The sequence below is a fragment of the Paenibacillus sp. JZ16 genome, from assembly GCF_015326965.1.
Lineage (GTDB): Bacteria > Bacillota > Bacilli > Paenibacillales > Paenibacillaceae > Paenibacillus_AQ.
This window is the reverse complement of the sequence record NZ_CP017659.1, coordinates 3,839,925-3,861,092: the sequence shown is the minus strand read 5'-3', so window position 1 is coordinate 3,861,092 and position 21,168 is coordinate 3,839,925. Positions and strand designations below refer to the sequence as shown.

The following is a 21,168-nucleotide window of genomic DNA, read 5'->3' as shown; positions in this document are numbered from 1 at the left end:
ACCATATCATAGTCATCAAAAAAAGCCCCAGCCTCCTAATGTAGGAAGCCGGGGCTTTGATGTTCTAATTAATCTTCGATTCTTTTTTTGCTGAACTTCATCAGGAACTCGTACACGATAGGTACCACCACGAGTGTGAGCAGCGTCGAGCTGATCAGACCGCCGATAACCGTGATGCCAAGTCCTTTCGAAATGATGCCTGCGCTGTTCTCCCAACCGAATACGAGTGGCAGGAGAGCGCCGATCGTTGCGAGTGCCGTCATAAGAATTGGACGAAGACGGGTAGCGCCGGCTTCAAGCAGGGCTTCGCGGGTGCTCATGCCTTCGCGTTCCATATGGATCACGCGGTCGATCAATACAATCGCATTGGTCACGACGATACCGATCAGCATGAGTACGCCCATGAGTGCAGACACGTTCAGTGTCTCGCCTGTAACAAGCAAACCGATAATGGCTCCGATGACAATGAACGGCAGCGAGAACAGGATGGCGAACGGTGCGAGACCGCCACCGAATGTAACCACAAGCACAAAGTATACAATCGCAATGGCTGCCAGCATGGCGAGTCCAAGCTGTCCGAAGGTTTCGTTGATTTGCTCGGTAACGCCTCCGAACTGGACGGATACGCCGTCTGGAAGCTCAAGCTTGTTCACTTCAGTCTCCAGGTTAGTGGAGGCCGACCCAACATCGCTGGACAGGATATCGGCTGTGACGGTCACAACCATTTTCCCGTCGATGCGCATAATAGAGTCAGGAGTCGTTCCTTTTTCCACCTTGGCCACGTCCTTGATCGGCACTTCGATACCGAGTGGAGAGGTGACGGTTTCGTTCTCGATTTCTTTGATGCTCTTATAGGTCTTGCTGTCCGTTTCAATGTAAACATTGTAAGTCTTGTCCTCAATTTTGACTTCGGTCAAGACCGGACGTTCCCGTACGGGAGACAGCTTCATTGCCAATTGTCCTGCGGTCAGGCCAAGGGAGCTCAGCTTCTCTTGGTCAGCAACCAGCGTATACTGCTCGAACGCTTCGGACAAGCTGGTTTCTGCATTCTCGAAAGTGGCTGTATCCTTGTTGGCAAGCTCTGCAATTTGATCAGCTACCGGCTTGATCTGCTCCAGAGAATCGCCAAAGACGTTAACCGTTAACTGGCCGCCGCCAAAGCCGCCGGCTGCCATGTCCATATTGGACCAAGTACCGTCCGGTACTTCCTTGGCAAGATCCTCGACAAGGGCTTTTTTAACATCTTCGAAGTTTTTCGTGTCCGGGTCATACATAATATAGAACAATCCGGAATTCGCTGATCCCATACCAAGCGGATTGCTTCCGCCGATGGAGTACTGCATCGTTTCGACTCCAGGTTGATCCAGAATCAATTTCTCCGCTTTTAATGCGCGTTCCTCCACATCCTCCAGCATGACGCCGGGCTCAGGAGAATAAGTCACCATGGCATATTTGTCTTCCTGTTCCGGAATGAAGCTAACGCCAAGGTACTTCGTCAGGAACAAGCTTCCTGCCAACAACGCGATGGCTGCCAGGAATGTAATGGCTTTGTGATTCAGCGTCCATTTCAGAATGGAACGATACCCGCGGGCCATTGCGCCCGGTTTCTCCGCATGATCATGTTTGTTCTTCAAGCCTTTGCGGAACAGGCTGTGCGCCATAGCGGGCACGAGCGTGATCGCTACGACCAGGGAAGCGAGCAGTGCGAAGACCATCGTCAATGCAAATGGCATGAACAGCTCTCCGACCATACCGCTGACCAGGGTAAGCGGCAGGAATACCGCGATGGTTACGATAGTGGAGGACATGATCGGTACAAACATTTCGCGTGTAGCGGCGCTGATGAGCTCACGGCCCGTTAATTTCTCGGTCGAGAGGGACATGCGCCGGTAGATATTCTCGATAACGACGATCGAGTCATCGACAACCCGGCCGATGGCAACGGTCATGGCACCGAGTGACATCATATTCAGGGTGATATCCATTTGTCTCAGACAGAGCACAGCAATCAGCAAGGACAATGGGATCGAAATAATCGATATAATTGTCGAACGGATGTTGCGCAGGAAGACCATTATGATCAGAACGGCGAACAATGCGCCGAATAATGCCTTGGAGAGCATCGTATGAACAGAGTCTTCAATCGGCTTGCCTTGGTCCAGCATGATCGTCAGATCCATGCCAGGATAGAGGCCTCTCAATTCCTCTGCCTTGTCTTTCACCTGATTGACAACGTCCACCGTATTGGCGTCGTTGGCTTTCACGATTTGGATACCGATCGATTCCTTCCCGTTGGTGCGGGAGATGGATTCCGAGGTTCCAATAACTTCAATTTTGGCAATCTCGCTGAGTTTTACGGTTGGAATGCCGGTTGGAACGGCAGGAGCACCGCTTGTTCCGCCTGCAGCTGCACCGGATCCAGGAGCGCCTTGTTGGCCTGCCCCAGCTGCGTCACCGGAAGGCTGCTGCGATGGTTGTTGACCTGCCCCGGCATTCGGAGCGCCGGCTCCGGCAGCTGCACCGCCGCCGCCCGGAACAACCGGAATAGCGATATTTTTCAGATCGTCAATGCCGATAATGCCGCCATCAATAGCCACGGCCTTCTGGGATTTGTCCATTTCGAACATGCCGAGCGGAACGTACAGCGCGGAACCCTGCACGATACCTTTAACGGTATCCTCCGTCAAGCCAAGCTCGTTCAGTTTGTCCTGATTAAACTTAAGCTGTACCTCGTTCACGAATTGTCCGGCTACCTGGATGGAAGCAACGCCGTCCAAATCCTCCAGCTCCGGAACGATGTCATTCTCTGTGATGCGTGTCAATTCATCCAATGCCATGTTGTCTTTGTTCGCAATACTTAGGGAGACAACCGGCATGGAGCTCATGCTGAATTTGGATATGGTAGGTTTCTGAGCGTCGTCGGGCAGCTTTACCTCGTTAATGGCTTCACGAACAGCAGCCGTAGCGTTGTCCAGATCACTACCATAATCAAACTCAACCATGACATTGGCTGCATTCTCCATGGAAGTGGAGGTTACGGTCTTGACGCCGTCGATATTGCGAAGTCTCGTCTCGAGCGGTTTGGTAACATCCTCCACAACCCCTTCAGGAGCGGCGCCCGGATAGATCGCGGTGACACTTAAGAACGGGACGTTAATATCCGGAATGGTTTCTTGTTTCATCGTCAGTCCGCTGTATAACCCACCGAAGCTGACGATGATGGTCAGCAGCCAGATCGCAAACTTGTTGCGCAGCGAGAAATTGATAATTCCTTTCATTAGGCGATTCTCTCTCCTCTCCAAAACTCTATGTCTCTAACTAAAACTAACTTTCCTGCATAATTCCACCTGGTGTAAGATAGCTTTCCAGCACAGTAATGATGTTGCCCTTGAGCTCCTTATACAATGCTTCAAGGTCCTCGATCCCTTCCAAGTTAGCAAGCATTCCTTTCAGAACGGCTCGGCTGGGCTGGATGGCAAGCAGTTCCTTCTCCATAATATGGAGCGACTCCATTGCATCTTCCCGGACATCCGTCTCTACCTGAATCTTCTTTAGTTCATTCTTCATCGCCTTAATGACGATGAGCGGGTGACGAGTTGTGCGAATGTCGGTTTGGCATAATTGGCCCAATTGCCCCACCGCCTCCATTGGGATCAGGGGCTCGGGCCGTCTGCGCAGAATACTGTCCACAATATCATCGAGCAGCTGAATCTGGTGATCAGCGGTGATTCCCACATTCAAATGGAACCCGGGCATGAACAGGAAGTGGATATACGAACCCAGCATACTGCCCATAAACATGCCGATTTCCAATGTGTATGGCTCTACTTCGGGTCCATAAATGGATTTCAGCTTATTGTTAAACCACTGCAATGCAGCCAGCATTTCCTGTCGCATGTTTTCCTTGTCAAAAGGCGGTTTCCCCGGCATCTGATCATGGAACTGCTTCAGAAGAAATTCCCGGATCTCCAGAAAATGGATCAAAAGCACTTCCGTCTGCTTGCGCAGCTGCTCCTTGGGTCCGAGAAGCGGATCGTGGTCGACCCGGAGAATCTCATCCTTAATCCGGCTTGCGATATGCTCGTAAATGCTCTTTTCCAGTTCCTCTTTGGACTTGAAATGAAGATAGAGGCTGCCTTTCGACATCCCGCATACTTCGGCGATTTCCTGCATGGAGGTATCCGAAGAGCCCTTCGCGGAAAACAGCTGCATCGCAGTGATGAGAATTTGCTGTCGTTTTTCTGCCGTTTTATCAGCCAATCAATAGCTCACCTCACTTGAGAACTTTGCGGTTCTTGGATTGACCATAAGGTCAAGAGTTATTATATATGAAAAAGAACGACCGTTTCAACTTTACTACGGTCGTCCTTTACGTTAGGTTCTGAAAACTTATGAAATTTTACAAAAGTAATTAACTGATCAATTTCAGACCGACAGCCGAGCACAGGATCATGGCGATAAAGAGCACGCGCCGCCATTCCTTCGGTTCACCGAACAGGAGCATCCCTGTGATGGCGCCGCCCACCGTCCCGATTCCCGTCCAGATGGCATAAGCGGTACCCATAGGCAGTACGGTCATGGCGTAGGAGAGGAGGGAGAAGCTGGCGGCAAAAGATAAGGCCAAAATCAGTACATATTGCCATCCCTTGCGCTCCGACACGCCTTTGATGCCGATGACGCCGCCGATTTCGAACAATCCTGCAAACACAAGTGCAATCCAAGCCATTACTTGCTCACCTCCGGTTCCGCATGATCAGCCGTAACCAGCTTAAGGCCAATGACGCCTGCCAGCAGCACACAGATCAGAAGCACCTTGACCAGTTTAAACGGTTCACCGAAGAACAGCATCTCCGACGCGACCGTTCCGGCTGTACCGATTCCCGTGAATACGGCATACACCGTTCCGACCGGCAGCCGTTTGGCTGCCTCGATAATAAGATAGAAGCTGACTGCAATGGCGGCTATGGTTCCAATCCATTCCCAGATGTTGGAGGAATGCTTCAAACCCATCACCCATATGATTTCAACCAATCCACCAAGCAGCACAAAAATCCAGTTGCGATTCATTATGATGGTTCACTCCTTTTATGAAAACAACAGTAACCCCTCACGGTTACCGATTCCTGTTCCTATTCTCCTTAAGTCTCTTTATTATGCGTAAATTAGGAGACATTAACTCTTGTGGTTATATCGTTGCTTTGTTACCCCTAACCAATACACTGGCCAAGCAGCTGCAAGACGTCTCATGGCCCGTTCTTCCCCGCCGTACACGGTTTCCAGATGGATTCCATCCACCAAGGTCATAAAGGCAATCGCCGCATTGCGCGGATGACGGATGATACGTCCATGCTCCGGACAGCCCGCGGCAAGCAGCCTCGACAAGTTCTGCTCCTGTTGATCCAGCAGCGGATACACCATCGCCATCACTTCGTCATACAGCGTACTTGGCGGAAAGAAGGCCATTCGCATGAAGAACCGCACTTCATCATCCAGACGATAGGCTTGGAGACGGCTTTCAAGAAATCCGTGCAGCTGCTGCTCCAGCGGCCAATCGGCATGGTTTAGAAAATAGGCCACCATCGACTCCTCTTGACGCTGGAATACGTCCTGAAGCACCTGCAGAAACAAATCGTTCTTACTCGAAAAATGGGCGTAAATCGACGGTTTTTTGATCCCGCAGTCGTCTGCAATATGTTTTAGCGATGCCCCTTCGTAACCGTTTTTGGCAAAGTGGGCAAGGGCGGATTGCTTAATATCGGCGGCACTCATAACACTCCTCCTAACTAACGGTCGTTAGTTATATTTTTAACAAATGGCGTTACCATTGTCAATATTTTATTTTGGGGCGTCGGTCCCTTGTCAGCTCGCGGAGAACAGTCTTTAGTTCCTGGGGGAGATCATGTAGAATATGGTGTGACCAGCATCGTACATACATAGAGACATTAACGATGAAGAACAAGGGGTATACGATATGAGAAAGGGAATACAGGCTGTATTGATTACCGCGCTTTTGTTCGCGTTTTATTATTTTGGCCTGGATTATTTCGGGAAGACGACCGGGACCATTATCGGGATATTCTCCACGCTAACCGTAGTATCCATCGGTTTCATGATTTTTATGGAGAACCGTCATCCCACCAGCACGATGGCCTGGATTCTGCTCTTGGCGTTAGTCCCTATCGTGGGGCTTGTGTTTTATTTTTTGTTTGGACAGAACTATTTCAAGCGAAGGAAATACGACAAAAAGGCACGTAAGGACGTTCTGGTATACACCAGCGAAGTGCTCCGCAAGAACACCCCGGACATTTCCTGCTTTAAGCCCGAAGTGCAGCAGCTCCTTCAGCTGTCTACCCGCCTGGCACGCACGCCGATTTCCTTCTCGAGCGATACCAAGGTGCTGACCGACGGGGAGGAGACATTTGCAGCCTTGATAACGGAGCTGGAGCAAGCGGCGCATCACATTCATATGGAATATTACATTTACCGTCCGGATGCGATCGGAACGCAGATCCAGGAAATATTAATTCGGAAGGCGAGAGAGGGGGTTGCCGTTCGGTTTATGGTGGACGCCGTTGGCAGCTTGCAGCTGCCGCCTTCCTTTTTGCAGGAGATGAGGGATGCGGGTGTACAGGTCGCCGTATTCGGCAGTCCAAAGACGATTTTCTTCACGAGCCGTGTAAATTACCGCAATCATCGCAAAATCGTTGTGATTGACGGGAGTGTCGGATTCGTTGGGGGATTGAATGTAGGGGATGAGTATTTAAGCCGCAGCAAGGCATTCGGTTTCTGGCGTGATACCCATATGCTTGTTCGCGGAGAGGCCGTCAGAACGCTCCAGGTTGTCTTTCTGCAGGATTGGCAGTACATGACGGGAGAGCAGCCGAGTGAGCCGATCTATTATTCACCGGATTTACTGGAGAGTCGTGCCGGTGCCGTTCAGATTATCGCAAGCGGACCGGACAATGAGCGAAGAGCCCTGAAGAACATTTTCTTCTCCATGATTGTGTCGGCTCGCAAGTCGGTATGGCTGGCTACGCCGTATTTTATACCGGATGAAGACATATTCACCGCGCTCAGGGTTGCTGCCCTGTCCGGTCTTGATGTACGGATTCTGTTTCCTTCGAAGCCGGACAAATGGCTGCCCTTTCTGGCTTCCCATTCCTATTTTCCGGATCTGCTGGACGCCGGGGTAAGGGTATATGAATATGAAAAAGGGTTCATGCACTCGAAGCTGCTGATCGTTGACGGCGAGGTTGCAACCATTGGCACGGCTAACATGGACATGCGGAGCTTCCACCTTAATTTTGAGGTTAACGCTTTACTCGTTCATACGGAAAGTGTTGGCAGGCTGGTATCCGATTTCGAGCAGGATCTGGAATCCGCCCTCCTGTACGATCGCAACCATACCCGTAAAAAGAGAATCATGACCCGGCTGCTGGAGTCGGCCGCCCGACTGATGTCACCTCTGCTGTAGGCCAAGCGGAGGTTGGCCATTCAGGCCTAGACCGCCTTCATACGAGTACATACATACTATTGAAGGAACTGTTAAAAGGTTGTGAAGCCCAGCCATTTTTGCAGTTTAAACAGGATGTTCTTCATCCATGTCGTTTCTCCTTGGTAAGCCTCGGCTTCGAGGCTAAAGGCTGCGCCTTCGTTGAACCATATTCGATGAAAGTAACGGTCCAGATCCCGGGTAAGCGGATGATCTTTAGGCGCGGCTATCCACAAGTTGTTTTCCAGGTTGAGATCGGCCAGATTCCGCTGGGTAAAATTGGTCGACCCGCCGGTAATGACGGATTTTCCCGTCGGTTTGGCAATGTACATGAGCTTGGTATGATACTGCTCCGTACCGGTGTTGTACCAGCGGATGGAGATGTTCCCTTTGGATTTCTTGATGAGCTCGGCCGCAGCCGGACGGTTGGGGATGCCGATCTTATCCCGGCCGAAGGCGTTCTGGTTCGGATCCAGGATGAGGCGTATATCAACACCGCGGTCCGAAGCTTTTAGAAGCTGGTCCATGACTTTGCTGTCAGCCAGATAGAACATCCCCATCCAGAGCGTATCCCCGGGCTGTGATTGCTCGATGGCCTCCAGAACATATTTATAAATTTTCCCTTCCGTCAAATAACGAACATCGACATCGTTAGCTTGACCTGAAGGCTGCAGAGGTGGCTTTGAGCACGGCTCATACTCCGGCAGTTTGATCGGGCTTGTAAGGTTAACGGCGGCTTGCTCGGCTGCAAGCATATCCCCGATGATGTCCCCGCTCGTTTCGAAGGCGATGTTCGAGTGGAACGCGCTGGCGTCATGGATGTTGGCAGATGTGACCAGCGCGGTGTTCTCGCTGATGACGACTTTACGGTGATTGGCCTTCACGTTCAGCAGCTTCAGATAGGAGCGCACCGTAATATCGGGTGCTTCGTTGGCCATCAGATTGGGGAGTGTCCCCGTGCCCGACTGGCCAAACCATTGGAAGAATGTGCGCCATACGGCAGAATAGGCGGGCGTGGAGTCTCGCAGCCGGTCGACATCGGTCATGATTACATGAATGCCGGCAGCCTCCATCGCCTCGAATTCCGGCAGCGAATAGGAGCCATACCCGGTATTCACTTCATCGGAAATAAAGAAGATATCCATATCGGGATATTTCTTCTTATGGGCAACAAGGCGATGGGCAAGTTCTTTGCTAACTTTGGGGTAATCCTGATCTTTATGAGCGTAGCCGTTGAACAGAAACATATCGATAACCAGGAATTTTCGGGATTCGTCGATAATTTGACCGATGCGCGGTCCGATTTCGCGATCATGTACCGGTTGACCATCCGGTCCGGGGTAGGTCAGGTCGGTCCACATTTTAACGTCGCTCTGGTACAGCGGGCTTTCATAGGAGATCCCTTTCGGTAGTGGCTTATGAGTCTGATAGATCATCACGCCGATGAGCCATAGAATAAGAAGGACAAGGCAGATGAAAATCGTTGTTCGCGTTCGGGAGCTTTTGGTATTCGGTTTCCCTGACGCGAGCAGCGTGCCTGGATCGGTTGTAGGTAGATTTTCTGAATTGCGGTTATGAATGAAATGGCGAAAACCCAAGATAGCCCATCCTCCTAGCGCTGTTGTATACCGTTAATTAACATGAAAGTCCCGTTCTGACGCACTCTTCGTTTCTGCAATTCAGCAAGTGTGAGATATGGAGACGGAGTTGATCCTAGGAAGCCGGGGTAGAATGATATTCGGGTTTGTTTTTTCAAAACATGCGGTAGAATGGGTCAAGACCGAGTCGTTTATATTTTTGCTAATGGATGATGTGCATATCATGCAGGCGGGATAACCTGATGCCAATGATATGCTTATATATGGCTTATCTAAAGGATAAGCGAAGTGGATAAGGAGGCACGGGATGAATTCAGAACATAAAGAGACCGCGGGTCAACCAGCTGAAACCATTTCAGGCAGAGGTTTGGAAAGACCCGAGGGCAGGCTGGTGCCGGAAGTGCCTACGGGCGAACGAAAAATAGAGCATGTACGCTTATGCCTGAATGAAGAAGTTGGCTCCGTAGGGGTAACCACCGGTTTTGAACGTTACCGTTTCCGTCACTCCGCACTGCCGGAAATCGACTTTGAAGATATTAAGCTGGACACTGCATTTCTTGGTTTTTCCGTACGAACCCCATTTCTGATCAGCTCCATGACTGGGGGAAGCAAGGCCACGGGAGAGATCAATAGACGTCTGGCTGAAGCCGCGCAGCGGCGCGGCTGGGCACTTGGGGTAGGCTCCGTGCGGGCAGCGGTGGAGAAGGAGGAGCTTGCTCCCACTTTCCGTGTCAGGGAGAGTGCGCCAAGCGTGCCGGTTATCGCCAACCTTGGAGCGGTGCAGCTGAACTATGGCTTTGGCCTTGACGATTGTCAGCGGGCGGTGGATATCGCGGGGGCGGACATGCTGGTTCTTCATTTAAACGGACTTCAAGAGGTGTTTCAGCCGGAAGGAAATACACGGTTTGGCCGTTTGCTTAAGCGAATTGAGGATCTGTGCCGTACGCTTTCGGTACCGGTCGGCATTAAAGAAGTCGGATGGGGCATCGATGGTGAAACGGCGCGGAATCTGCTGAATATCGGGGCGGCCTTCATCGACGTGGCTGGTGCGGGCGGTACCTCATGGAGCCAGGTTGAAAAATTCCGCAGCCCGGATCCGGTTCGCCGCGCTGCGGCTGAAGCTTTCGCCGGGTGGGGCAATCCTACCGCGGAATGCATCGTGGAGGTGCGTGAAGCTGCGCCAACCTGTGCGCTTATCGGCAGCGGCGGGCTGCAAAGCGGCGTTGATGCCGCTAAAGCGCTCTCGCTTGGCGCCGATCTGGCAGGCTTCGGGCGTGGACTCCTGGGATCGGCCGTCGAATCGGTGGAAGCGCTGGATCAGCGGCTTGCCCAGGTGGAGTTGGAGCTGCGGACGGCGATGTTCGGAATCGGCGCGGGGAATATCGATGCGCTGAAGTCAACCCAACGGCTGATTCGCGTTTGAATGGCCGGGGTGATTGGCGGGATCTACTTTAAAGCGATGGCAGTATATTCGTGTTGAAGTCTATCGGGTATCTGCTATAATTAATAAGATTGTTTAGCTTACGATTAGTAGCTTCGGCGGTAAGAACCGAAGTTGTGTAATACTTACAAATATAGAAGTAAACCTGATAAGGAGTTGTCACATAAATGGCTTTAAAAGCAGGAATCGTCGGTTTGCCAAACGTCGGCAAATCAACATTGTTTAATGCGATCACGCAAGCGGGCGCCGAATCGGCCAACTATCCGTTCTGTACGATTGATCCAAACGTCGGTGTTGTGGAAGTGCCGGATGAGCGCCTCGACAAGCTGACCGAGCTGGTTCAACCGAACAAAACGGTACCAACCGCTTTTGAATTCGTGGACATCGCGGGCTTGGTCCGCGGGGCGAGCAAAGGGGAAGGTCTTGGGAACAAGTTTCTTGCCCATATTCGTGAAGTGGATGCCATCGTTCATGTTGTTCGCTGCTTTGAAGACGAGAACATTACCCACGTTGACGGTAAAGTGAACCCGGTCAGCGATATCCAGACGATTAATTTGGAGCTGATCCTTGCGGATCTCGACAGCGTGGAGAAGCGGATTGACCGCGCGAAGAAGAACATGAAGGGCGGCAACAAGCAGTATGCTCAGGAAGTAGAGCTGCTGGAGCGCCTGAAGGAAGCTCTTTATAACGATCAACCGGCACGCAGCGTGGAGCTGAGCGATGATGAGAAGCTGATTGTTCGCGATTTGCACTTGCTGACATTGAAGCCGGTGCTATACGCGGCTAACCTGAGCGAAGACGGCGTTGCGGAAGCCGACAGCAACCCTTATGTACAGCAGGTTCGTGATTTCGCGGCTGCGGAGAACGCGATCGTGGTTCCGATCAGCGCGAAGGTTGAAGCCGAAATTGCCGAGCTTGAAGGCGAGGACAAAGCGATGTTCCTTGAGGAGCTGGGTCTGGAAGAATCCGGTTTGAACCGTCTCATCAAGGCTGCTTACAGTCTGCTGGGATTGTACACTTACTTTACGGCAGGCGTGCAGGAAGTGCGTGCCTGGACGATCCGTAAAGGAACGAAAGCTCCGCAAGCGGCAGGCGTGATTCATACCGACTTCGAACGCGGCTTCATTCGTGCAGAGGTTGTAGCTTACGATGACCTCGTTGCAGCCGGATCGATGAACGGCGCGAAGGAACGCGGACAGCTTCGCCTGGAAGGCAAAGAGTACGTTGTGAATGACGGCGATGTGATGCACTTCCGTTTCAATGTGTAGGAATTGAAGTATTCAAAGGCCATGGCTCCATGTCACTTTGTGCATGGGACCGTGGTTTTTTTGAAGGGGAGAACCTTTCCGTGCGGTCAACTGCCTGCTAGTCAAATGCGTCGTTTCATGGTAAAATAAAAAGTCGTTTACACTTCATTGTGATGCGAAATGGAGTGCAAAAAGGCATATCTTCAGGAATATATCTTAGAGAGGTGAATTCCTTTGTTGGACCGATTACAATCCCTTGCGGACCGTTACGAGAAGTTAAGTGAGCTGTTGTGCGATCCCGATGTCGCTAATGACTCCAAGAAGCTCAGGGATTATTCCAAAGAACAATCCGATTTACAGCCTGCTTATGAGGCTTATGTTGAATATAAAAATGTAATTGAAGAGCTCGAAGCTGCCAAAACCATGCAGGGCGAAAAGTTGGATGACGAAATGCGCGAAATGGTGAAAATGGAGATCGAGGAGCTTACCCAGCGCGAGCAAGAGCTGGCGGAGAAGATTCGGATCTTGCTGCTGCCGAAGGACCCGAACGATGACAAGAACGTGATCATCGAGATTCGCGGCGCTGCCGGCGGCGACGAGGCGGCGCTGTTTGCTTCCGACCTGTACCGGATGTATACCCGTTATGCGGATACTCAAGGCTGGAAGGTTGAACTGATGGACGTCAACACGAACGATCTGGGCGGCTTCAAGGAAGTGATCTTCATGATCAATGGCCGCGGCGCATACAGCAAAATGAAATTCGAGAGCGGCGCGCACCGTGTTCAGCGTATTCCGGCAACGGAATCCGGCGGGCGTATCCATACCTCCACCTCCACCGTGGCGGTTATGCCGGAGGCGGAAGAAGTGGACATCGAAATCCATGACAAGGACATCCGCGTAGATACCTTCTGCTCCAGTGGTGCAGGCGGTCAGTCCGTTAACACCACCAAGTCGGCGGTACGCGTAACGCACATCCCGACGGGGATCGTGGCTACGTGCCAAGACGGCAAATCGCAAAACTCCAATAAGGAGAAGGCGCTGCAGGTGCTTCGGGCCCGTATCTTTGATATGATGCGCCAAGAGGAAGAAGCGAAGTATGCCGGTGAGCGGAAGAGCAAAGTAGGTACAGGTGACCGCAGTGAGCGTATCCGTACGTACAACTTCCCGCAAAGCCGTGTAACCGATCATCGGATCGGACTTACCGTTCACAAGCTGGATCAAGTGATGAACGGGGAGATTGAAGAGATCGTTTCGGCGCTGACCCTTGCGGAGCAGGCTGAAGCGATGGAAAAAGGAGTATAACGCTTTGAAGCGGACGAGATTTGAATTGACGCCGCAGCGCAGCATAAGAGAAGCCTTTGTGGAGGCTTCTTCTTTTTTAGACGCCATGCGGGTAATGGAGCCGCAGCGGAATGCGCAGCTGCTGCTGGAGCATGTGCTGGAATTGTCGGGAACCTCATATTATATGGCGCTCGCGGAGCCGTTTCCGGCGGATCGCCGCCACGCCTTGGAGGACGTCATTAATCGCAAGGCGCAGGGCGTCCCTGCGCAGTATATTATCGGCGAGCAGGAGTTCTACGGCCGGCCGTTTGAAGTTACGCCGGCGGTTCTCATTCCGCGTCCGGAAACGGAACTGCTCGTGGAAGCGGTGCTGAAGTATGGACGGGAGCTCACTCCGCGGTCAAAAAGGTTAAAGGCCATAGACATCGGTACCGGCAGCGGGGCCATTGCCATTACGTTGGCATTACAGGAGGCGGCGTGGGATTTGCTGGCGAGTGATATTTCGCCTGATGCGCTAGAGGTTGCTGCGCGTAATGCGAAGCATCTGAATGCCGATGTCGAGTTCCGGCAGGGGAACCTGCTGGAGCCGTTCGCCGGCATGGCGCCGGACATCCTCGTCTCCAACCCGCCTTACATTCCGGCGGAGGATATTGAGGGGCTTCAGCCCGAAGTCCGCGACTATGAGCCGCGAACGGCACTGGATGGCGGGCCGGACGGTTTGAATCCGTACCGGATCATGATGGAGCAGCTGCCCTTGCTGTCAGCGCCGCCGCGGCTGATTGCCTTTGAGCTGGGCATGGGCCAAGCCGGGGATGTGGCAGAGCTTTTACGGAGTGCAGGGCACTGGAAGGAAATCGTCACGGTGCCGGATTTGGCGGGCATTGACAGGCATGTCTTGGGAATATCCCGTTAATTGTGTTCTGGATGAATATCTTTTAAAATAGATGATGGGCTGAGCCGATTAAATGGGGTGTTGTCGTTCAGATCGTTACATGGCCTCAATCGGCAAATCAGTGTTTACAGCTCCGGGCACAGGGGGACCAAAGCATGCTTCAGAAATTCAAGAAGATTGATTTTGTTATCGTTTTTGTACTGTTGATGCTAATGGTTGTCAGTATTACATCGATATATAGTGCCACGCTCGACACAACCGGATTCGAAAAACACCATATCAAGATGGCGATATTTTATATCCTCGGATTCGCAGCCTTTTTCGGGCTCAGCTTGATTGATTATCGTTTATGGAATAAATACGCACTGCACATATACATCGGAGGGTTATTAACCCTTTTGCTGCCTTCCTTCATCGGCCAGACCAAAAATAATGCCACGGGCTGGATTAATCTCGGTATCGTTGATTTTCAACCTGCGGAGTTGTTTAAGCTGGTGCTGATCATATTTATCACCTATCTTCTTATCCGTAAGAACAAAGCGAAGTTGTCTTTTTGGCGGGACATCGTACCGATTGGGCTTTTGACGTTTATTCCGTTTGCCGTTGTCATGGTGCAGAATGACTTGGGTAATGGACTAAGTTATATTGTCATCTTGCTTGGGCTGTTATGGATCGGTAATGTGAAGTTCTCGCACGCTCTTATCGGACTGCTGCTTGTAGCAGGGATTGCATTTGGTGGAGCCCAGGCCTACATCCACTATCATGATGAAATTAAAGAATCGAAAATCATGGAGAGCCGCGGTCATTGGATGGAACGGATCGATCCATGGCTGGTACCCGAAAAAGCTACCGCAAAGGCGAGTTATCATACGAACAACGCCAAGCTGGCCATTGCTTCCGGCGGTATGAGCGGGGAAGGGTACTTGCAGGGGAGCTCCGTACAATCCTCACGTGTGCCTTATACGTATTCGGATTCGATTTTTGTGCAAATTGCAGAGGAATATGGCTTCATCGGTTCTTCCGTTTTGTTGTTGTTATATTTCATACTCATTCACAGGATGATTTTGATATCATTGGAAAGTCGGGACAGAGCAGGCCCGTTTTTAATCATCGGTATCGTTGCCATGCTGCTGTATCAAATCTTTGAGAATATCGGCATGTTTATTGGATTAATGCCTTTGACCGGGATTACGCTGCCCTTCATCAGTTATGGCGGAACCTCGCTCATCATTAACATGGCGTGTCTCGGGGTCGTCATGAGTGTGAAGCTGCATGGGCAGGAAGTGGAGGAGGATATGCCCAATCCTCAAACGTACCGTTCCGCTCCGCCCAAACAGGCTTGATTCGATTTATTGGAATGTAGAATCAGAGAGATGCTATTGAAAGCAGCATCTCTTTTGTATTTTTTGTTGGTAACTACAGGCAGGGCCCGTGAATTGTATTAGAGGAGGAAATCTTTTAGAATAATTCATTAGGGGCAGCAGGCATACTCCTTGAAACGCGCTCCATTGCAGGCTGCCTTTAGGCTTTTTTAACGGATATCATCTATAGCAATGATAAGCAGCGTCAAACTTTCTTTTCGAATAATCGTTATATGCCTGTATAGGCAAACCGGGGGCGATCAGCTCCGGGCACAGGGGGACCATAAAGCATGCTTCAAAAATTTAAGAAGATGGATTACGTTATTGTTTTCGTACTGGTTTTGATGATGGGTATCAGCATTACGTCGATATACAGCACAACCGTTGACACCAAATTTGAGGGCTCTCATCTCCGCATGGTTGCCTTTTACATTGTCGGCTTTATTGCTTTTTTTGGCATAAGCCTGCTGGATTACCGGTTGTTGATTAAATATGCTAAATATATTTACCTGGGCGGATTGGCCGTGTTGGTCCTCGTTATGTTTATCGGTAAGGATATTAACGGCGCCCAAGGCTGGATTTACATTGGCAGTTTAAGTATACAGCCTGCTGAATTGTTCAAGCTGATCCTGATTATTTTCCTTTCTTTTGTATTGGTGCGCAAAAACAAACCGCTGCTGTCCTTCTGGAAGGACGTTGTTCCGATCGGACTCTTGGCATTCGTGCCTTTTGTGCTCGTCATGGCCCAGAATGATTTGGGTAACGCGCTCAGTTATGTCGTTATTTTGCTGGGGCTGCTCTGGATCGGAAACGTCAAGTTCTCCCATGCGCTCATTGGGCTTGCGCTTGTGGCAGGCGTGGCCTTCGGCGGCGCTCAGGCCTATATTCATTATCATGATGAACTGCTGGAATCGAAAATACTGAAGCCGCACTGGGTGGAACGGATTGATCCGTGGCTGTATCCGGAGAAGGCGACCGCCAAGGCCAGCTATCATACAACGAATGCGAAGCTTGCCATCGCTTCGGGCGGCATGAGCGGCGAGGGTTACATGCAAGGCTCGTCGATCCAGTCGGGCAGGGTGCCTTATGCGTACTCTGATTCCATATTTGTGCAGATTGCCGAGGAATTCGGGTTTATCGGATCTTCTATTCTGCTTCTGTTATATTTCATCTTGATCCATCGGCTGATCCTGATCTCCCTGGAATCCCGGGAGCGTGCGGGGCCGTTTCTCATTATAGGGATCGTGGCCATGTTCCTATATCAGATCTTCGAGAACATCGGCATGTTTATCGGTTTAATGCCGCTGACAGGGATTACGCTGCCCTTTATCAGTTACGGGGGAACTTCCCTTGTGATCAGCATGGCCAGTCTGGGAGTAGCCATGAGCGTCAAGCTGCATGGCCAGGAAGTGGAGGAAGATATGCCGGATCCGCATGCCTATCGTCCGGCGGCTTCTAAGCAGGCGTAAACTTTTCTTTGCGGGAAGCTCAATAATCACGGAGACGAACTGAATAACCGATCTTAACGAAGATGCGATTCCGACTGGGGATCGCATCTTTTTTTGGTTCATGCTGCACCAATCTATGATTTATTATCGAAATTGCTAGATTCAACGTTTATATCTTTTGCCTGCGGACATACTGATAGCATCATAGAGTTTCGTTCATAGAGAGGCGGTTGTCCGAGATGAAAAATGTTAGTGAAACCCTCCGTATTATCGTGAAGAAAATGGTTGTGCTCTTATCCTGTATGTTTATGGTCATCATGGCTTGGGAAGGACAGCAGATTGATGCTTCCGTTGTTGGCGGTCCGATCCCTCAGGAATCGATACGACTTCGCATACTGGCGAATTCCGATAGCCCGTCCGATCAGCTGGTCAAAAGAGAGATTCGTGATTCGGTCGTTGAGCAAATGCAGCTCTGGGTCCTGCAGCTGGAGAACCCGCAAAGCCTGGAAGACGCCAAAGAATTAACCCGGCAGCATCTTCCGGAAATCCGCCAATTGGTGAGTGAAGAGTTGAAGAAAAGAGGGATTACGTACAGTTACACCGTAGAGCTTGGTGTTGTGCCGTTCCCGACGAAGTTATACGGGGGCACGGTTTATCCGGCCGGCGATTACGATGCGCTGCGGATTACGTTAGGCGAAGGTCAAGGGCAGAACTGGTGGTGCGTCTTGTTCCCGCCCCTTTGTTTCATCGATGGTGGCAGCGGGGATGCGGCGGCGCAGCCTGTTGACGCAGGTATCCAAACGGTTTCAGCAGAGGCCGGCGAGGCTTCCCAAGAGGAAGTTCCGAAGAATGCAGGCGACAGTGAACCGGAGGTCCGCTTCTTCTTGTGGGATATGTTCCTTGGCATTTGGAACTGGGTGGTAAGCTTGTTCTAGGATTATAAGCGAGTCGATTTTCAATCCTGATCGGGTATGATAAACTTTGAAGTAGAAGAGTGCTTTCTCTTTGGCGCGACTGGTTTGAATGGGAACCGGCACGGGACTGAAGAACGAAAAGCGCTTTTTATTTTGGGGCATAGGCAACACTCGCGTTGGAGTTTATATATATCATATACAGAAAGTTTGGGATAGGAATGGAACAGAACGGGAATGGCATGGAACCTAGCCAGCAGCGGGATAACGGCTTCCGCCAGGCTGCTGCAAATTCAACCCAGGTGTGGCATGTATCGAACTCGCTGTCCAGGGAGAGCTTGAGTTTGGAGAAGGAGGCGAAGCTGGCGCTGCAGGAAGCGGGGCAGGTGCTCGAGCGGGGCGGAACGGTGGCCTTTCCGACGGAAACGGTCTACGGGCTTGGCGCAGACGCCGGTAATACGGAAGCGGTCGAGAGTGTGTTTGCCGCGAAGGGCCGGCCGTCGGACAATCCATTGATCGTGCATATTTCGGAGCTTACTCAGCTTGACGGTTTGGTCCGTTATGTGAATGAGACGGAAAGGGCCTTGATGGCAAGGTTCTGGCCTGGGCCGCTATCGCTGGTGCTGCCCGTTAAACCGGGTGCCGTATCCCCTCGTGTGACGGCGGGGCTCGATACCGTTGCCGTGCGGATGCCGGATCACAACGTGGCGCTGGCCTTGATCAGCGCGGCCGGGCGTCCGCTGGCTGCGCCGAGCGCGAACCGTTCCGGTCGGCCAAGCCCGACGCTGGCCAGCCATGTCCTGGAGGATTTGGCCGGGGCGATCGACGGCGTCCTCGACGGCGGCCCTGCCGGGGTGGGCGTCGAGTCGACGGTGGTGCAAGTCGGCGAAGACGGCGCCGTCACGGTGCTCCGCCCGGGCGGCGTCACGGCCGAGCAGCTTGCCGCCGTTGCGGCAAGCGTGCGCATGGACCCGGCGCTGCATCGCGCCGCCGGGGAGGCGGAGAGCCCGGCGCCGCGCTCGCCGGGCATGAAGTACACGCACTACGCACCGAAGGGTGCGATGTGCGTGGTGCAGGGCCCGCGTGCCGACGCCGTTTCGGCACGCATCGCGGCCGAGCTTGAGGCGGCTGCCCGGCGCGGGGAGGTGACCGGCGTGCTGTCGTTCGACGAGCACATCGGTCACTACCGCGCGGACGTTGCCGTCTCGCTCGGCAGCCTGGCCGCGCCGGAGGAAGCGGCCCGCCGGCTGTACGCCGGCCTGCGCCGGTTCGATGACGAAGGCGCAACCTTCATCCTGGCCGAAGCGTGCCCGGAGCAGGGCCTCGGAGCAGCCGTCATGAACCGGCTGCTGAAGGCCGCGGGACACCACATCATCGACGTGAATTAAAGCAGCCGCATGAACGCTGTTGGCATCATTTACCCCTTGTCCGCATATGGTGTACAAGACCATGGGACTTGGGGGAATGGGCATGCTGGAGGAGTCTGTCCAATCGGGACAGCTTGCGGCGATTCTGCTGATGGCGGTTGCACTCGGGCTAGACGCATTTTCGCTTGGAATCGGAGTTGGAATGAGAGGCGGTATGCGCTTAGGCCATATGCTGGGCATCAGCTTCATGATCGCGTTGTTTCACATGTTGATGCCGCTGCTGGGCTTATTTGCCGGCCGCTACGTTGGCATGTTACTGGGCCACGTCACAGGGCTTGCTGCCGGCGGGCTGCTGCTTTTATTGGGCGGGCATATGATGTATAACGCCCTGCGGGGCGGAGAAGGGCAGCGAATACATCCTACCGCATTTTTAGGCATGCTGCTGTTTTCGCTTAGCGTCAGCATCGACTCCTTCTCGGTAGGCGTTTCGCTCGGAATGTTTGTGGATGATGTGCTGTTAATCGTAATTTCCTTCGGGGTCGTGGGCGGTTTGCTGTCCATTCTCGGTTTGCTGCTTGGCCGTCAGGTAAGCAATAAGCTGGGGGAGTACGGTGAAATGCTGGGCGGACTGATTTTGGTTATCTTTGGCACCATGTTTATTTTTTGACGCAATATTTGTTACAATAGCCCCAAAGAACCTACGAACGGGAGGAACGGACCGTGAAAAATATACTGTTTGTCTGCACGGGAAATACCTGCCGCAGTCCAATGGCGGAAGGCATGCTGAGAAAGCTTGCCAAACAACGGGGCATTCCGCTGGAAACGAAGTCCGCCGGCGTCTCGGCCGTGGACGGAATGCCGGTGTCCCATCATGCGGAATCCATCCTGCGAGACCAGGATATCCAGGAACGCTTGGTGTCCAAGCCGTTGACCGCGAACCTGGTGGAATGGGCGGATCTGATTCTGACGCTGACCCAGTCGCATAAGCAGTATGCTATAAGGCAGTTCCCGCACGCCGCAGACAAGATGCACACGCTGAAAGAGTTTGTTGAGGATGACCGCCGGGTGCTGGACGATCTGCGGGAGCAGGATAGTCTGTATGCAGCGCTTGAGCTGGCCAGATCTCTGGGCCACGATGTCAGCGACCGTGACCGGGAGCGTCTGATCGAGCTGCGTCAGCGCATCCCGAGCTTCGATATCTCCGATCCTTTCGGAGGCTCGCGGGAGGAATATGAAGCCACGGCCGCAGAGATACGGACGGCGTTGTTCCGTCTTTTGGACAAGCTGGAAGCGGATCGGCATAACTAAGTCTAGCTTTTAGAGATATAAAGCCTGCCATTGGGCTAAAAAGCCACTTGCCTTTCGCATGGTATTGCTTTAAGATGAAGGTGAAAAACAAATGATCCGGTGTAACTGGCGACGAAGTGGATGAAACCACGATGGAGCATCGGAATATACGGCCGGTCGCCTGGGCAAAGAGCATTTGGAGCACAATACGTGCGCCGACTGCTCTTTTTTCGTCTTTTGCGCCCGATTTGGGTTATAATGAAACAAGCTAAAACGCAAAAGCGAACATACGAGGGGGTTTTTCATAGATGAAAATTGCATTGGGTACGGATCATGCCGGCATTCGTCTGAAAGAGGAAATCGTGGGAGTCATTCGGGGTCTTGGACACGAGGTAGAGGATCTGGGCTGCGGCTGTTCCGACTCCGTGGATTATCCCGATTATGCCCTTCCGGTGTGCGAGAAGGTCGTCTCGGGTGAAGCGGACCGCGGCATTCTGATCTGCGGTACGGGGATCGGCATGAGCATTGCGGCCAACAAGGTGCCGGGCATTCGCTGCGCGCTGACACATGATGTGTTCTCAGCTAAAGCGACGCGCGAGCATAACGACAGCAACGTGATTGCGCTGGGTGAGCGTGTCGTCGGTCCCGGACTTGCTGCCGAAATCGTCAGCGCATGGCTGACGACGGATTTCAGTCATGGCGAGCGCCATGTCGGCCGCGTGAACAAGATCAAGGCCATCGAGGAGCGTTACCTGAAGAATGAATCGCGATAAGTGAACGCGTAATGCAGCTGCGGCTATCGTGATATGGGATTGAAGCATCTTCTGTGAAAAAATCATCGGG

Annotated in this window: 18 protein-coding genes and 1 riboswitch; of the genes, 12 read left to right on the top strand and 6 right to left on the bottom strand. The window is 52.3% G+C overall.

Annotation, left to right across the window (positions count from 1 at the left end):
* Positions 1 to 68: 68 nt before the first annotated feature.
* The 5 genes from BJP58_RS17645 to BJP58_RS17625 all read right to left on the bottom strand — a co-directional run bounded on the left by BJP58_RS17645 (position 69) and on the right by BJP58_RS17625 (position 5,769).
* Positions 69 to 3,278 (bottom strand): efflux RND transporter permease subunit, encoded by a 3,210-nt coding sequence (locus BJP58_RS17645; protein WP_194539954.1) that lies wholly within the window; start codon positions 3,276 to 3,278, stop codon positions 69 to 71.
* A 46-nt stretch (positions 3,279 to 3,324) separates the two neighbouring features.
* Entirely contained in the window at positions 3,325 to 4,260 is a 936-nt protein-coding gene (locus BJP58_RS17640) for a TetR/AcrR family transcriptional regulator (protein ID WP_194539953.1), read from the bottom strand.
* A 151-nt stretch (positions 4,261 to 4,411) separates the two neighbouring features.
* Positions 4,412 to 4,726, bottom strand: coding sequence for a DMT family transporter (locus BJP58_RS17635; protein ID WP_194539952.1), 315 nt, complete (start codon positions 4,724 to 4,726; stop codon positions 4,412 to 4,414).
* Positions 4,726 to 5,067 carry a DMT family transporter gene (locus BJP58_RS17630; RefSeq protein WP_194539951.1) on the bottom strand — a complete coding sequence of 114 codons (342 nt, stop codon included), beginning with the start codon at positions 5,065 to 5,067 and terminating at the stop codon, positions 4,726 to 4,728. The genes BJP58_RS17635 and BJP58_RS17630 overlap by 1 nt, the downstream gene beginning before the upstream one ends.
* A gap of 105 nt (positions 5,068 to 5,172) precedes the next feature.
* A complete protein-coding gene (locus BJP58_RS17625; RefSeq protein WP_194539950.1) occupies positions 5,173 to 5,769 on the bottom strand; it encodes a TetR/AcrR family transcriptional regulator in 597 nt (198 codons plus the stop codon).
* A gap of 202 nt (positions 5,770 to 5,971) precedes the next feature.
* Here BJP58_RS17625 and cls point away from each other — a divergent pair, with 202 nt between their 5' ends.
* Positions 5,972 to 7,474, top strand: a complete 1,503-nt coding sequence (gene cls, locus BJP58_RS17620; protein WP_194539949.1) for a cardiolipin synthase — start codon at positions 5,972 to 5,974, stop codon at positions 7,472 to 7,474.
* A gap of 71 nt (positions 7,475 to 7,545) precedes the next feature.
* On the opposite strand, the gene BJP58_RS17615 is transcribed toward cls, so the two are convergent.
* Positions 7,546 to 9,090, bottom strand: coding sequence for a phospholipase D family protein (locus tag BJP58_RS17615; protein ID WP_194539948.1), 1,545 nt, complete (start codon positions 9,088 to 9,090; stop codon positions 7,546 to 7,548).
* Positions 9,091 to 9,397: 307 nt separating this feature from the next.
* Between BJP58_RS17615 and fni the strand changes: the two genes are divergently transcribed.
* The 11 genes from fni to rpiB all read left to right on the top strand — a co-directional run bounded on the left by fni (position 9,398) and on the right by rpiB (position 21,098).
* Positions 9,398 to 10,513, top strand: coding sequence for a type 2 isopentenyl-diphosphate Delta-isomerase (gene fni / locus BJP58_RS17610; protein WP_194539947.1), 1,116 nt, complete (start codon positions 9,398 to 9,400; stop codon positions 10,511 to 10,513).
* 185 nt (positions 10,514 to 10,698) lie between these two features.
* The gene (gene ychF, locus BJP58_RS17605) at positions 10,699 to 11,799 is read left to right on the top strand and encodes a redox-regulated ATPase YchF (protein WP_015737759.1); all 1,101 of its coding nucleotides are present in this window, start codon (positions 10,699 to 10,701) and stop codon (positions 11,797 to 11,799) included.
* 213 nt (positions 11,800 to 12,012) lie between these two features.
* Positions 12,013 to 13,080: a peptide chain release factor 1 gene (gene prfA / locus BJP58_RS17600; RefSeq protein ID WP_071218854.1), complete on the top strand. Its 1,068-nt coding sequence runs from the start codon at positions 12,013 to 12,015 to the stop codon at positions 13,078 to 13,080.
* Between the two features lie 4 nt (positions 13,081 to 13,084).
* Entirely contained in the window at positions 13,085 to 13,972 is an 888-nt protein-coding gene (prmC, locus tag BJP58_RS17595; protein WP_194539946.1) for a peptide chain release factor N(5)-glutamine methyltransferase, read from the top strand.
* A 134-nt stretch (positions 13,973 to 14,106) separates the two neighbouring features.
* Positions 14,107 to 15,294, top strand: a complete 1,188-nt coding sequence (locus tag BJP58_RS17590) for an FtsW/RodA/SpoVE family cell cycle protein (RefSeq protein WP_194539945.1) — start codon at positions 14,107 to 14,109, stop codon at positions 15,292 to 15,294.
* 308 nt (positions 15,295 to 15,602) lie between these two features.
* On the top strand, positions 15,603 to 16,781 hold the full coding sequence (locus BJP58_RS17585) for an FtsW/RodA/SpoVE family cell cycle protein (RefSeq protein ID WP_194539944.1): 1,179 nt from the start codon (positions 15,603 to 15,605) through the stop codon (positions 16,779 to 16,781).
* Between the two features lie 218 nt (positions 16,782 to 16,999).
* Positions 17,000 to 17,695, top strand: a complete 696-nt coding sequence (spoIIR, locus tag BJP58_RS17580; protein ID WP_194539943.1) for a stage II sporulation protein R — start codon at positions 17,000 to 17,002, stop codon at positions 17,693 to 17,695.
* A 218-nt stretch (positions 17,696 to 17,913) separates the two neighbouring features.
* Positions 17,914 to 19,059, top strand: a complete 1,146-nt coding sequence (locus tag BJP58_RS17575; protein WP_233354680.1) for an L-threonylcarbamoyladenylate synthase — start codon at positions 17,914 to 17,916, stop codon at positions 19,057 to 19,059.
* An 82-nt stretch (positions 19,060 to 19,141) separates the two neighbouring features.
* Positions 19,142 to 19,705, top strand: coding sequence for a manganese efflux pump MntP (locus BJP58_RS17570; protein WP_194544970.1), 564 nt, complete (start codon positions 19,142 to 19,144; stop codon positions 19,703 to 19,705).
* Positions 19,706 to 19,758: 53 nt separating this feature from the next.
* Positions 19,759 to 20,346, top strand: coding sequence for a low molecular weight protein arginine phosphatase (locus tag BJP58_RS17565; RefSeq protein ID WP_071218861.1), 588 nt, complete (start codon positions 19,759 to 19,761; stop codon positions 20,344 to 20,346).
* 91 nt (positions 20,347 to 20,437) lie between these two features.
* Positions 20,438 to 20,519, top strand: a riboswitch (ZMP/ZTP riboswitch).
* 114 nt (positions 20,520 to 20,633) lie between these two features.
* Complete coding sequence (gene rpiB, locus BJP58_RS17560; RefSeq protein WP_194539941.1) at positions 20,634 to 21,098, top strand: ribose 5-phosphate isomerase B; 465 nt, start codon at positions 20,634 to 20,636, stop codon at positions 21,096 to 21,098.
* Positions 21,099 to 21,168: the final 70 nt, after the last annotated feature.

Bases quoted from the DNA above. Each gene is read 5' to 3' on its own strand.
- BJP58_RS17645 (WP_194539954.1), bottom strand. From the start codon at position 3,278: ATGAAAGGAATTATCAATTTCTCGCTGCGCAACAAGTTTGCGATCTGG.
- BJP58_RS17635 (WP_194539952.1), bottom strand. From the start codon at position 4,726: ATGGCTTGGATTGCACTTGTGTTTGCAGGATTGTTCGAAATCGGCGGC.
- BJP58_RS17630 (WP_194539951.1), bottom strand. From the start codon at position 5,067: ATGAATCGCAACTGGATTTTTGTGCTGCTTGGTGGATTGGTTGAAATC.
- BJP58_RS17625 (WP_194539950.1), bottom strand. From the start codon at position 5,769: ATGAGTGCCGCCGATATTAAGCAATCCGCCCTTGCCCACTTTGCCAAA.
- cls (WP_194539949.1), top strand. From the start codon at position 5,972: ATGAGAAAGGGAATACAGGCTGTATTGATTACCGCGCTTTTGTTCGCG.
- fni (WP_194539947.1), top strand. From the start codon at position 9,398: ATGAATTCAGAACATAAAGAGACCGCGGGTCAACCAGCTGAAACCATT.
- ychF (WP_015737759.1), top strand. From the start codon at position 10,699: ATGGCTTTAAAAGCAGGAATCGTCGGTTTGCCAAACGTCGGCAAATCA.
- BJP58_RS17590 (WP_194539945.1), top strand. From the start codon at position 14,107: ATGCTTCAGAAATTCAAGAAGATTGATTTTGTTATCGTTTTTGTACTG.
- BJP58_RS17585 (WP_194539944.1), top strand. From the start codon at position 15,603: ATGCTTCAAAAATTTAAGAAGATGGATTACGTTATTGTTTTCGTACTG.
- spoIIR (WP_194539943.1), top strand. From the start codon at position 17,000: ATGAAAAATGTTAGTGAAACCCTCCGTATTATCGTGAAGAAAATGGTT.
- BJP58_RS17575 (WP_233354680.1), top strand. From the start codon at position 17,914: ATGGAACCTAGCCAGCAGCGGGATAACGGCTTCCGCCAGGCTGCTGCA.
- BJP58_RS17570 (WP_194544970.1), top strand. From the start codon at position 19,142: ATGCTGGAGGAGTCTGTCCAATCGGGACAGCTTGCGGCGATTCTGCTG.
- rpiB (WP_194539941.1), top strand. From the start codon at position 20,634: ATGAAAATTGCATTGGGTACGGATCATGCCGGCATTCGTCTGAAAGAG.